Source organism: Chryseobacterium joostei (assembly GCF_003815775.1).
In the GTDB taxonomy this organism is placed as follows: domain Bacteria; phylum Bacteroidota; class Bacteroidia; order Flavobacteriales; family Weeksellaceae; genus Chryseobacterium; species Chryseobacterium joostei.
In genome coordinates, this window is record NZ_CP033926.1 from 3,018,779 (window position 1) to 3,032,688 (window position 13,910).

Annotated in this window: 9 protein-coding genes and 1 tRNA gene; 8 read left to right on the forward strand and 2 right to left on the reverse strand. The window is 34.4% G+C overall.

Annotation, left to right across the window (positions count from 1 at the left end; translation table 11 throughout):
- Nucleotides 1–324: 324 nt before the first annotated feature.
- Genes EG359_RS13710 through EG359_RS13720 form a run of 3 tightly spaced genes read left to right on the forward strand, consistent with a single transcriptional unit; the run spans nucleotide 325 to nucleotide 2,427 of the window.
- Nucleotides 325–1,734: an MBL fold metallo-hydrolase gene (locus tag EG359_RS13710; protein WP_076357117.1), complete on the forward strand. Its 1,410-nt coding sequence runs from the start codon at nucleotides 325–327 to the stop codon at nucleotides 1,732–1,734.
- Nucleotides 1,735–1,738: 4 nt separating this feature from the next.
- A complete protein-coding gene (locus EG359_RS13715) occupies nucleotides 1,739–2,110 on the forward strand; it encodes a rhodanese-like domain-containing protein (protein ID WP_076357118.1) in 372 nt (123 codons plus the stop codon).
- A gap of 17 nt (nucleotides 2,111–2,127) precedes the next feature.
- Nucleotides 2,128–2,427, forward strand: a complete 300-nt coding sequence (locus EG359_RS13720) for a thioredoxin family protein (RefSeq protein WP_076357119.1) — start codon at nucleotides 2,128–2,130, stop codon at nucleotides 2,425–2,427.
- Between the two features lie 54 nt (nucleotides 2,428–2,481).
- Here the strand turns inward: EG359_RS13720 and EG359_RS13725 are convergent, their stop codons facing one another.
- Entirely contained in the window at nucleotides 2,482–3,234 is a 753-nt protein-coding gene (locus EG359_RS13725) for a nitrilase-related carbon-nitrogen hydrolase (RefSeq protein WP_076357120.1), read from the reverse strand.
- A 186-nt stretch (nucleotides 3,235–3,420) separates the two neighbouring features.
- On the opposite strand from EG359_RS13725, the gene EG359_RS13730 reads away from it, so the two are divergent.
- The 5 genes from EG359_RS13730 (at nucleotide 3,421) to EG359_RS13750 (ending at nucleotide 12,662) form a co-directional block, all read left to right on the forward strand.
- Nucleotides 3,421–3,861, forward strand: coding sequence for a DUF6646 family protein (locus EG359_RS13730; RefSeq protein WP_076357121.1), 441 nt, complete (start codon nucleotides 3,421–3,423; stop codon nucleotides 3,859–3,861).
- A gap of 106 nt (nucleotides 3,862–3,967) precedes the next feature.
- Nucleotides 3,968–5,449 carry an RIP metalloprotease RseP gene (gene rseP, locus EG359_RS13735; RefSeq protein WP_076357122.1) on the forward strand — a complete coding sequence of 494 codons (1,482 nt, stop codon included), beginning with the start codon at nucleotides 3,968–3,970 and terminating at the stop codon, nucleotides 5,447–5,449.
- An 81-nt stretch (nucleotides 5,450–5,530) separates the two neighbouring features.
- Nucleotides 5,531–5,604: transfer RNA gene (locus tag EG359_RS13740), tRNA-Asn, on the forward strand.
- Nucleotides 5,605–7,373: 1,769 nt separating this feature from the next.
- The gene (locus tag EG359_RS13745) at nucleotides 7,374–7,589 is read left to right on the forward strand and encodes a hypothetical protein (RefSeq protein WP_076357123.1); all 216 of its coding nucleotides are present in this window, start codon (nucleotides 7,374–7,376) and stop codon (nucleotides 7,587–7,589) included.
- A gap of 21 nt (nucleotides 7,590–7,610) precedes the next feature.
- On the forward strand, nucleotides 7,611–12,662 hold the full coding sequence (locus EG359_RS13750) for a T9SS type A sorting domain-containing protein (protein WP_076357124.1): 5,052 nt from the start codon (nucleotides 7,611–7,613) through the stop codon (nucleotides 12,660–12,662).
- 146 nt (nucleotides 12,663–12,808) lie between these two features.
- Here the strand turns inward: EG359_RS13750 and EG359_RS13755 are convergent, their stop codons facing one another.
- Nucleotides 12,809–12,991: a hypothetical protein gene (locus EG359_RS13755; RefSeq protein WP_123867392.1), complete on the reverse strand. Its 183-nt coding sequence runs from the start codon at nucleotides 12,989–12,991 to the stop codon at nucleotides 12,809–12,811.
- Nucleotides 12,992–13,910 lie beyond the last annotated feature (919 nt).

The window sequence follows — 13,910 nt, forward strand, 5'->3', positions numbered from 1 at the left end:
AAGTTTTTATAAAACATTTAATGATATTTCCCATCGAACTTCCATTAATAGCTTGGGGAAAGAGTTTTGCCACAGTTTAAGCAAATTTCAAACCATGACTAAAAAAACCAAAAATCATCTCATATCAGAATATTTTCCATAAATCAAACATGATAAAAAACAGCATTTATACATTAGCATTATGTAAGGCATTCTTTTTGCTGAAAAACAGGGAACATTAAACAATCGTTTAACACGGTATTGAAAGAAACTATCAATGGGATTTAACATTTCATTTAGAATTTATCTAATACTTTGTATCTTTAACTATTAAAAAAATATCCAATGAAAATTGAACAAATATATACGGGCTGTCTGGCTCAGGGTGCCTATTATATTGTATCAGAAAATGAAGCTGTCATCATTGATCCGCTAAGAGAGGTAAAACCTTACCTGGATCGTCTGGAAAAGGACAATGTCACTTTAAAATATATTTTTGAAACCCATTTCCATGCAGATTTTGTTTCCGGACATTTGGATCTGAGTAAGAAAACAGGAGCTCCTATTGTGTATGGCCCCACTGCAGCACCTGAATTTGAAGCTATTATCGCAGAAGACAATCAGGTTTTTGAGATTGGAAAAGTAAAAATCAAAGTATTGCACACTCCTGGTCACACCATGGAAAGCAGCACCTACCTATTAATTGACGAAAACGGTATAGAAACTGCTATTTTCACAGGAGACACCTTATTTTTAGGAGATGTGGGAAGACCGGATCTTGCCCAAAAGGCTACAAACCTTACCCAGGAAGACCTTGCAGGAATTCTTTATGACAGTCTTCAGAACAAAATTATGCCATTGGATGACAGCATTACTGTTTATCCTGCCCATGGCGCAGGTTCTGCATGTGGAAAAAATATGCAAAAAGAAACGGTAGACATTTTAGGAAATCAAAAAAGAACAAATTACGCACTTAACCAGCCAGACAAAACATCTTTCATTAAGGAAGTACTTGACGGGTTAACTGCTCCCCCTAAATACTTCGGAATGAATGTGGCCATGAACAAAAATGGTTATGAAAGTCTGGATGTAGTTATGAACAAAGGATTACACCCTATTTCTCCTGAAGATTTTGAAGCATTGGCAGAAGAATCTGGCGCTTTAATCCTGGATACAAGAGGTGCTGCAGAATTCCATAAAGGTTTTGTTCCCAATGCCATCAATATTGGATTAAAGGGTGATTTCGCTCCTTGGGTAGGAACTCTTATTGTAGATGTAAAGCATCCTTTATTACTGATAACAGATGAAGGCACTGAAGAAGAGGTGATTATCAGATTAAGCAGAGTAGGCTTTGACAATGTAGTTGGATATCTGGAAGGAGGCTTTGAAGCATGGAAAAATGCCGGTAAGGAGATAGATGAAGTAAAAAGAATCTCTCCAGCTGAATTTGCAGAGCAGTTTACAGCAGATTCAACAGTAATTGATGTAAGAAAGCTAACAGAGTATTCTGCAGAACATATCGATAATGCCTACAACAGACCTTTGGACTCGATAAGCGATTGGGCTCGTAATCTTGACAGCTCCGAACATTTCTTTCTTCACTGTGCGGGAGGATATAGAAGCATGATTGCAGCAAGCATCCTTAATTCACACGGAATCAGAAACTTTACTGAAATCGAAGGTGGCTTTAATGGGATCAAAAAAACAGAAAAACTTCCCACTACGGATTTTGTATGTCAATCCAAAACGTCTTAGGCTTATGAAAATTAAATTTTTCGGATTTGCCCTAGCATCTATTTTTATGCTAAGTGCCTGTAAAACAAATCACAAAGCAGAAGTTCCTAAAGCCAGCATCAAGGAAGTGGTAACCAGTTCAGATGTAACATTGGTAGATGTGAGGATTCCAGAACAATACGCTGCGGGAACTGCGAAGAATGCCATTAATATTCCTTTGGCTGAAATTCAGAACAACATTGAAACTCTTAAAGGTAAAAAAGTTGTTGTTTTCTGTAATAAGGGAGTACAGGCAGATCAAGCGATGGAAATTTTAAAGAAAAACGGTGTGGAGGCCTATGATGGAACGAGTTGGAAGAATGTAAAGGGCATCCAGGACCAAGCTGATAAAAAGTAAATTAATAACCCAAGATTATGTCACAAAAATTTCAGGAAATCATCAATTCCGATAGACCTGTACTTATTGATTTTTTTGCTACATGGTGCCAACCTTGTAAGGTTCAGTCATCAGTTTTAAATACGGTAAAGGAAAATATTGGCGAAGGAGCCAGAATTATAAAGGTAGATGTAGATCAATACCCTGCTCTGGCAGCACAATATGGCGTTCGAGGGGTTCCTACTTTGGCGATCTTTAAAGAGGGAGAACTTCTTTGGAAAGAAAGCGGAGTACATGATGTCAATACATTGACTCAGCTTCTACAGCAATATACTTAAAGTTAAAAATAAGGCTGGGTTTTGGTAAAACTCAGCCTTATTTTTTGTTTATTTTCATGAATGGATTGAAAAACTATCGCGATCATTTAAAAACTGGAAGTGTTTTCTAAAATCTTTCAGTTCATTCATATCCAGTTCTGCTGACACAATATTTCCGTTTTTATGTGAGATTTCTCTTCCATCCGCAAAAAAGCAATGAGAACTTTCCTGATACAACAAGTTATTTCCATCCGTTCCTATTCTATTTAACCCAAAAGTAAAAGACAGATTTTCAATAGCCCTTGCTTTTAAAAGGTGCTCCCATGCCCCTACTCTTTTCTCAGGCCAGTTTGCAACATATAGAATGGTATCATAGTCATCATTATTCCTTGCAAACACGGGAAAACGAAGATCATAACAGACCTGAAGCAAGAACCTTACTCCATTATATTCAACAATTACTCTCTTTTTACCAGGAGTATATACTTTGTCTTCACCAGAAAAAGAAAACAAATGTCTTTTATCGTAAAAGGACACTTCACCATCTGGTTTTATAAAGTACATTCTATTATAGAAATTGCCATTTTCCTCTACCGGAGCACTTCCACAGAAAGCCGCATTTTTCTCTTTTGAGATTTTTTTTAAAAACTCAAGGGATTCCTCATTTCTATCAGAGACTTCTGCCGCATCCATACAGAACCCTGTTGAGAACATTTCAGGAAGAAGAAACAGATCGGCTTCAAGGTTTTGAAGTTCTTTCTCTATTATTTTAAAATTTTCAGCTTTATTTTTCCAGACAATATCCAAATTGAGTCCTACAATCTTCATTTTTTTATTTTTAAATTATTTCAATATCTGCTTTATAAAAATACGCCTTTTATATTTATCCGGGAAAGAGGAATCGTATTTCTTAATATTTATTAAAGTCTGCTATTTTTTTAAGTATTCAATATCTTTCGGTTTCATTTTTGATGCAGCTAATTTTTATTAATATCATTAAACATTAAAAAATTTATGAAGAAATTGGTTTTTATGATGATGATATTCTTTTTCGGGGCCACAGCTAATGCTCAGGCTTGGACAGGAAAAGGAGATCAAAAGGTTCAGCTGGGTTTAAGTGCTTGGGGATACGGAACTGGTATAACAGGAACCTACGACTACGGCCTTAATAAGCTTATATCAGTAGGAGCTGGTCTTAACGGTTATTTTAGCAACTACAAAAATAATGATAAAGACAATCGTGTGTTTGTTTTTGGGAGGCTAAATTTTCACCTGCAAGAAGCCCTGAATTTACCTGCCAAATGGGATGTTTACCCCGGTGTTGATGTAGGAGTAGTAGGAAAAGACTTTGGAATAGGTGCCCATATTGGTGCACGCTACTTCTTTACTGAAAGAATTGGTGTATTTGCAGAGGTGGGTAACAACGGAAGCCTAGGTGTTTCATTCAATTTATAATCAAATAGTCCTTAAATATGACAAAGCTTCTCGTTTCGGGAAGCTTTTTTGTTTGGCATAGTTTTGATAATTGTTACCTTTGCAAATTAAAATCTAAAATCTATTAATGGAAATAGCAATCAAACTCTTTCAGTTCATTCTGAGTATCTCTATACTGGTAGTTCTTCATGAGCTTGGGCACTTCTTACCGGCCATATGGTTTAAAACAAGAGCCGAAAAATTCTTCCTTTTCTTTGATCCTTATTTTTCAATTTTCTCAATGAAGAAAATCAACGGAAAATGGAAGTATAAATTCTTCTCTCAGAACCTCCCGGATACTGAAGTAAAAGAGGTAAACGGAAAGAAGGAAGAAGTTCCTATCGATATATCTAAACTTCCAGATACTGACTGGAGAAAGTATCCTGAACAAACTAAATACGGAATTGGATGGCTTCCTTTCGGAGGTTATGTAAAAATTGCCGGAATGGTGGATGAAAGTATGGATATTGCTCAAATGAAAAAACCGGCTGAATCATGGGAATTCAGATCCAAACCGGCTTGGCAAAGACTTATCATCATGTTAGGTGGTGTTACGGTAAACTTTTTCCTTGCGTGGTTAATCTTCTCTGCATTAGTTGGAAAGAATGGAGAAACCATCTTTGAAGCAGATAAAATTACAACTCCTCTTCATTATACAGAAGCTGCCAAGAAAATGGGCTTCCAGGATGGAGACAAAATATTAAAAGTTGACGGAAAAGTTCAAAAGGACTTCAAGAAACTGGCATTAGACGTTTTATTAAGTGATGAAATCACGGTTTCAAGAAATGGGAAAGAAGTTACTTTCCCTACCAATGATGATGGAAAGGTATTGGCTTTTCATGATTCAGAACCAAGATCATTCTTAACACCGAGAATGACTCCAATTGTTGATACTATTGTCACAAAGTCAACAATTGATGCAGGGTTAAAGGTTGGTGATAAAATACTTGCCATCAACGGAACTCCTATTAGTTATTATGATGAACTTAAGCCTTTAGTAATTCCAAATGCTGGAAAAGTAGTTGATTTTAAGGTATCAAGAAACAACCAGATTGAAGATCTAAAGATTCCTGTTTCCAAAGAGGGAACCATCGGAATTCTTTCTTTTAAGGAAATTCAAAAATATATGGTTCATAGCGACTATGGTTTCTTTAGTTCCATTAAAAGAGGATTTACCCTTACTATTGAAAGTTTAACCTATCAGATTAAGCAGTTTAAATTAATTTTCAACAAGAAAGTTCAGGGATACAAAAAAGTAGGTGGGCCTATTGCCATCGTAAAGAATATGCCTGTAAATAAAGATGCATCAGGTCATGTTTCAATTGACTGGACGGCATTCTGGGGCTTTACGGCAATGTTCTCTGTATGGTTGGCATTCCTAAACCTTATTCCTATTCCGGGACTTGATGGTGGGCATGTTATATTTACGCTGTATGAGATGATTGTAGGAAAGCCTGTACCTCAAAAAGTATTGGAAAATGCTCAAATGGTTGGTGTGATTTTCTTACTAGGTTTAATGTTACTGATCTTCGGAAGCGATATATTTAAGTGGCTTTCAGGAACTTTATAATTTTTTGAAAAATATTTCTTAAAAATATTTGTAGGGTATAAATATTCGTCCTATATTTGCACCACTTAAAACAAAGGACATTCCTCCTTAGCTCAGTTGGTTAGAGCATCTGACTGTTAATCAGAGGGTCGCTGGTTCGAGCCCAGCAGGAGGAGCAAACCATCACATTTATGTGATGGTTTTTTCGTTTATAACCATTTGATAAACAAAACTACCACCATATAAAAACGGGTTCGAGAAAGACTTCCGCGCAACATTTGGTTTACAAAGCGTAAGTAAGTGGTCCGGAAAAAGTGAAACAACTTATTTTGCAGGTAAAAGAATTAGATCCTGACAGGCACGTGTATATAATTATCTTGGAGATATAGAGAAGTATCCAATGGGAATAAACGGAAGGAAGTTTAAATTTTATATCATCAAAATTATTTTTCCACCTACTTCGAATTTTCAAATCTAAATATCCTTCAATTCAAATGTTTCGAGCCTTGCAAGGGGCTACAAATCAACCTACCCCACTAATTACCATTACATATTGATTCGAATCGGGTTATTAGGATGTAGAAGAGTTATCTGATGTAGTAATTCCTGTTTGTGTCATTCTGTTTTTTAATAGTTAATAAGTTCTAATAATTTTTCGCAGTTCCGGAAGAATAAATTGATTCTTATTGAAAATCAAATCCACTTATTGATAATTTTTCTGCCGTACTTGCACTATCGGCATATTTAAGTTTTTTATTTGGTGAGGATCTTATGGCATCCTTATAAGTTTGGTAATTTTTTTCTTTTTTGACCGTAGATATTACCAGATTAATGAAAATAAATGCCCTAGAGTCATTTTCATTATATTTCTAATATTTATTCCGTAATTCCGAATAGAAATCCTGTACTTGCAAAAATGAAGTTAGGAAAAATGCTTTTATTTTTCTGATCATTTGTGTGTTTATAAAAGTAATTAAGAAAAAATGATAATTAAATTAAATACAGTGAAATTAATTGTCTTGCTTTTCAAAAACACTAACAATTTATTAATTAATAGGTTAATAAATATAGATGTAAAAATTTATAAATTTTCACATCCATATTTATAAATCCGCCTACAACTTTTTGTATTTATCGCTCGGTCGTTTTACATTAGCAATACAAATAATCGAAAATTTGCAGGCATGAAGTTTTGTAAAAAATCACACATCAATGAAATAGTTAAATAATAGTTTAAAAAAGATCCAAACCCAACTAAGGCTACTTAAACTATGTTAAACTTATCAATGGCTTAAAAGAATTAACAACACAATTATGGAAAAAGACCCTTACTGTCAATTTTGACTGCAATATGTGCTATTGTAATAATTTACACCTCATTGGAAGGAACTACAAACCGGTAATTTGGGGACAGTTTCCTTTCATTCCTATACCACTTACAGTTATGATCTAGATTCACTCATTGTGATTTCACAAAACATGAATGAAAAAGCATTGGTTATTATGAGTCGACTATTTAATAAACCTTTTACAAACAGGAACATCTTACTTTCTATCAAGTATTAGAATACTCAAGGCGAATGGATTACAGGATGATGCAAAACTTTACACCCTACAACCAGTATCATTAAACCCACGAATAGTAAATGTAAATTTTTCAAAAAAAAACATTTTTGAACTGCTATAAAAGCAAGCTTGGAAAATTGAACCATTAAACAAAACAAAATTTTCAGAAAATGAAAAAGTAATAATCTTTGGTGTATTGGGAATTCAACCTGTTATTTTCGGTACATTTTATTGTTTTTTTCAAAAAATTAACCAAACTGATGAAAGCAACGAATTGAGCAAGCAAATACTTAAATTAATTAAAAATTTATTTTATAGAGAGTCAACTGAAAGTTATCCTTACTAATCGCAGGAAACAAATGGGGGCAAAAAATATTTTTTGCTTGATGAAGACGCTCCAATCACATACAACAACGCCAAAAGAAATGAAGAACTGGGAACAAATACCGATTTCCAAAATGAAGAAATCAATGGTTTAGTAATGGTTCGAACTGGTTCAAAGTCTTATCGACTAAATTCACAAATTCGTACTGAAACCTCATTTTTTAGCATAGAAAATTATCAAAAAGGCGGAATCCGAAAAGCCAAAGAGTAGGAAAAAATAAAAAACAGTAGAATGACAAAGAAAAATTTTATTCTTAAGACCATTACTGCAATTTCCTGTATTGCATTTGGTCAGGTTTTTTCCCGAACAGTCACAGAAATCGATTTTGGAGAAAAAGCAGTCGCTTCGAGCTTTTATAAACTTGTAATCCCACCAGTTTATGATTTAGACTCAAACATTGAAATCACTCAAACGGTAAACGAGAAGGGAGCTGTTGTGATTAAAGGAAACTTTATAAAACCAATCACTACGGATGATGTGAAGATTATCATTAAATACAAAGATAACTTAGGCAACTGGGTTAGTGTTTGGTGCAAAACATTTACTGCAGGAACCGAATATAATCAATACCTTGACGCAAAATTTGAATTGCCAGCATCAACGGTAAGTTTACGAAATTTGAAGATTGAATTAAATTCCAACGGCAATCTCACGAATTGGCAATCTATTTCTTGGAACAAATCGGTAAGCCATTATAAGCAATCCGATTATACCACCAATAATTGTGCGTTGGATGAAAATGAGTATACAATATTATTTACCCCTAAAAAAAGTGAAACAGTATCATTAAACCCTAACGGAACCGTTTCTAGCATAAAAGATAGGGTAACATCTCAGCATTTGGCCAAGAAATTAGATAACATTGCATTGTCTATTCTTGGTAATGGTACAATTGACAATACAAATGTTAATGGACCAGCTGTCAAAATTGAAAACCCAAACAATCTTACTACGATTGCAAGCTCTCAAAAGTATATCTATCAGGGTAGTGACACAAGTCCATGGGAATATTCTTATCACGACCCCGTTTATATGTTTGCTGGCAAATTTTCAAATGCTGGTTTTTTCATTAATTTCAGTAATTGGTTTATGACCGAAGAATGGGGTGGAGAACAAGCAGGAAGAGGATATTTAGATTTTAACAATCCAAATGCCTTAGTTAATCGATATTTTAATCTTTACAATTATATTACCGAAAAACTAACCGATGTTATTGCAGATCAAGAACCTGTAGTGATTGTTATAAGTGAAGTAACAGGCTTAAGAGTGTATAAAGAAAATGGACAATATATTTCCCTTAATGCAATAAGTAATTATAATACTACTAATGATTATGGATATCCACCACTTTATGAAAAAGACAGAGGTCCTGGCTCTGAAAATTTTTCATTGAGTAACACTTCAAAAGCTACATTATACGGAATTGGAGCCATTAGAAATAAAAAAGTAACTGCTAGTTGGAATGGAACCTCTAGGCCTTTATCAGAAATAGAAGCAGAGATCAAAAAATTTATAAAATATGTAGGGGTTTTTGGAAGCTCTACAGCTTATGATTATACCGATTGCTCTAGCAATTGTCTTATGATTAATACAGGAGCACAGCCTGATAATGCTATCCAAGACTGGACAAAAGCACCCAATACTTATATTTTTGACATAGAAAAAGATAAAAGTAAGAAAGGATTGCTAATACCAGTAAAAAAAGCATATGCAATGTGGAAAGATAATTCTAATGCTGATTTTTCTTTTAATAATCCTATAAACAGTACTGATGTTAAAGCTTACTTGTATTGGGAAGATAAAGCAGGTTTAGTAATGTCTGGAACTGGTTATGAATTAGCAATTAGAGGTACAGGAGAAAATGCGGAAATAGAAGTTCCTATTGATATTACTAAAGGAAAAGGTAATGCAGTGGTTTCTTTAAATGCATTTAATCCTACAGCCAATGATTATGAAGTGAAGTGGAGTTGGCATATTTGGGTTACAGATGACCCTACTGCTAATGGCTCTACTTTCAGACAAGGTTTTGAAACAAGAGTAGATAATACTCCAATCCCAAATGAAGAGTGGCAATGGATGAACAGAAATTTAGGAGCTACAAATACTGAGTTCTTAGGAAACGATTCTAATAAATCAGTAGGACTTATGTACCAATGGGGAAGAAAAGATCCTATTCCGCCATTAGCTCACAAAGACGGCTCTACTTATTTTATTAATGGAAAAGCAGGCAAGTATAATGCGGCTGATTTTGGAGAACTCTCATATCAAGCTACCCCAAAAACAGGTTGGATTTTAAGGAATAATATAATTGGACACGAGAATATAGTGAACAACCTAAAATATTCTGTAAATAATCCGTTGAAAATAATTACTTATGCCGGATGGAATGGTTATGATAATACCGATTATGGAACTTGGTTTTCGGATGTACAATATAAGTTTTTAGGAACTAGTGAACATAATAGAGTTTCTTGGGATCTTTGGTCAGACAACAGAAAAGGATTATATTCTAATGGGCGAAAAGCTTCTGATCGTGGCGCAAGTGCAACTCAAGAAGATCGTTTAATAGAAGCAGACAGCAAATCATATGAGCTGAAATCACCCTATGATCCTTGCCCTAATGGCTGGAGAATCCCATCTCATTATGCAGGCAGTTTAGGAAGCAATTTTGGAAATAACATGAGCCCTTGGGGAAGATTAAATAGCGGTGCAGATGATGATTTAAGTGATAATTCTAAATTCAAATACACTACAGTTAATCCTGTTTTAAGTAATGTAAAAGTATATCCTCAAATTGGGTTTGATTTTACGAATCAAAAAAATCAATCTGATCCAAACTATAATAGAAATATTGGATATTTCCCAATTACAGGAGCGTACGTGTTTTTAGGACCTAATGAAAAAGTAGATTATGTATCTAGTTTTAACAGAATGGGTTATATTAACTGGAGATCAACAGGAAACTTACCAACAGCAACCTATTCTCCCTGGAATGGAATAAGAGGAGTAGGAATTGTAAGTGACTTTTTAAATGATTACACTGGCAAGATGTTATTTGCAGTTAACCAAACTTCAATGACTAAAGGAGCTAGTACATGTAGATGTATAGCAGATCCTAATAAACAAATTATTGATGCTAATCAAGGGTTTGCCACTCGTTATCTTGAGGGGAATAATGTAGTAGCAGATGCCACAACATTGAAAGAATGGGCAAAAGAACCTCACAGTTTTATAGCCTATACCAATACAACTAATCCTGATGACAGAATTGTAAAAATAAAGCTAAAAAAAGCAATTGCAATGGATATACTCTACCTTAATGGAGGGAGCAATAGAACTTTCAGAGAAGGAACTAAAAATACGCCAAGTATTGTATGGACAACAGATAGAAATTTAATCAGTAAAATGGAAATATATCCTAATCCTAATAATATTGACGAAAATAGCGAACTTTGGATTACTTTAAAACCAAATGCAATGGGTAACGCAGTGGTTGCTTTTCATAGGGGAAATTCCGGACAATGGCTTAACTCTAAGATGCAGGATCCTGTGGTTTGGAGCTGGCATATCTGGGCCCCTAGATCTACTGTTAATGACTTACCAAAATATGTGACGGAAGAAAATTCAAATGTGGCGGCGGATAACGGAATGATAATACCAAATACAAGCGGACACATTGTAAATCCTACAAAAAGCGGAGTTGCACCTATGGAAACTATTTTTATGGATAGAGATTTAGGAGCTTTAGAAAATCTTCCAGTAGATATTAATACACCTGATAGAACAGAATCTAATATCAAAACTCACTTTGCAAGTGGATTGCATTACCAGTGGGGTAGAAAAGATCCTTTGCCAACTTTCTATTTTAACGGTGGTACACTCTACAGATGTTCTACCTGTACCGCTGCTCCAAACGTTATTTACAACGACCCATCTTATCAAGTGTTTAGACAGATAGCAGCCACGAATATTGATGGTACTATAAATTTAACAAGTTATTCAGCAGGAATCTCAGATGCTAACTTTAGAGATAAAACAGCAAGTGGTTATTCCAGAGAGTATAACACCTATAAGCAGGAAGCTGGGGTTTCCCCAACTGATACTCCAAGTGAGAAAACAAGAAAGATTCTAAAGTATTCTATAGAAAATCCTTTTTACTTTCTATTTCATAATACATCTTTAGATAATAATCCTTCACTTACAACACCTACCGAGGTTGGTTTTGAAGAAATTGTATATAATTCTGCAGATGCTAGATTTGCAAAACAGAATAGAAATGTGGCTAATGCCCAAGTAAAAGATTGGATTTCTGATGAAAAAGAAATGATGCCAGAAAGATGGGGACATAATACAGAAAAATCACCATTTGACCCTTGTCCTAATGGCTATAGAATCCCTGATACTACTATGGCTGGTTTATTTGGATTCAACCAAGGCTCATCACCCTGGTTTTATAATAAAGGACTTGCTAATGTTAATGGGCCTAATAATACTCCTCCAAACCTAACAACATACGGAATTGGACAAGGTGTTATAGCACAATTAAAAGGAGCTAGTAATAACTCAGTTGGTGAGATTAAATATCCTGGCTATATGCTTGCTAACTCCGCCAGTGTTGCCTATTATGGTTACGATCCATCTGTGACATACTCAAGGTTTAATAGTTATTGGGGATGGGTATTTAACTTCAATGGGTCTAAGTATAACATTGGAAATATTCCTACAAGTGGAATTAGAGGACTTTTTGGCGGAAGTGGATGGATACCAAAATCAATTGGGACATCTACAAATACAACGCCAACATTTGCTACTTCTACTGGGCTATGGACAGCATCATTAGGAGACCTAAATTCAGGTTGGGCCATTGCACTTAGAATTCAATCACCATCTGCTGGTTATATAGGAAGTGTAGCTTCTGGCACCGGAGTTTATCCTCAAGCTGCTATGTCTTGTCGTTGTGCAAAAGATGGGCCTAGATATCTGGGTGTCCCCGTAACAAACAATACAGGAAAACAGGCGGCTAATGCTTTTGCTAAAAAAGAAGTTGAGCAAAAAGTACAATCTGATAAACTTGTAGTGTATCCAAATCCTGTAAGCACGATATTATATATTGATGCAAAAGATACTAAAGACTATTATTATCAAATTTATAATATGTCCGGACAGCTAGTAAAAACCGGAAAATTTGAAAATAAGCAGACTGATGTTTCTTCTTTACTTTCAGGAGCATATTTAATAAGAATTAATGATTCTGATTCTGTTGTTAAAATAATCAAAAAATAAAATGACGATATATTTGAACAACTAGTTTTTCTCATACTTTTATCCAAGATTTGGATGAAGTTTGAAATTTTAACCACGCTCTTGGGCGTGGTTTTTTTATGGCTCCCTCTATTAATCATTCAAAAAGACTGAGTTTCGAGACACGGTTAAGTTTCATTAGGATGGAAGCTTTCTTTCTTGGGTTCTTCATAGGTTTTCTCACTTAGGAATATCCATGTTTCCATCATGTTTGTACCAGATAGGTTGACATCGTCACCACTCGTTAGGTTTACGCCATAGAAACTACTCCATAACGAATTGCCTTTCCCAAGATGGAACGGATGTACCACGTTTTGTGCTTACTCTCATATTCATGTATTTTGAGGATAGAAATTTCTCTATTAGAAATTTGTTTGGGTCTTCGTTTGAAGCATGGTCCGACTAAAGATTTGCTAAAGACTAACTTCCGGTCGCTTCTTAGTCAAAATAAATATTGTCTCTTTGAAATCATCAAAAAAAGCTTTTTTTAGCAATGGAAAAATCATCAGAAAAATTTTTAATCTGATTAACAAAAACATTTAGGTTGGCTTTAATGATCTTTCGGGAAGAGTTTCATTTTAGATTCCTAAAGCATAGCAGGATTTGATATTCATGTGATACTTTTTGTATCTGTGTTTTTAGCAAAATATTATAATCTTAAAAATCATTATTTCGAATATTTAAATTCAAAACCAATGCGTTTCGAGCTTTGTAAGCGGTCGAAAATCAAATTAATTCACCGAATATTATCACTAATTGGTTCGAGGTGGCTTTAATAGAAAGAGCAAAAAAAAGAATTACAGAAATGTAGATCTTTTTTTATGTATATACCTTACAGCCTCTCTTTTTACATTAAATGATAAACAAGATTACTTATTTGTTCTTGCCCTAAGCAACCATCCCTATTATGGCAACAATAGTATTAGATAATAGGACACAAAAGTTAAGCCCATACAAAATAGGAATTCGAAATTTTAAATCAAGATTGACAAGCTCAATGAAGTAATGTTATTTCGTTTGATAGCACGAACAGTATTGTCTCAAATTTTTTAGACAATTCAAACTACTCTATTTTGTTTAAATAGAAAGCCTTTATTTTGAGGGGGACAAACCGTAAAAAAACTTCTCAAAGGATAAAAAGGTAATTTTTAAAGCCTATCATTTAACCATTGTGAAATTTTATGTAATTTTAATTTATTGAAAAATAAATCGATAGCAATTTTCATTAAA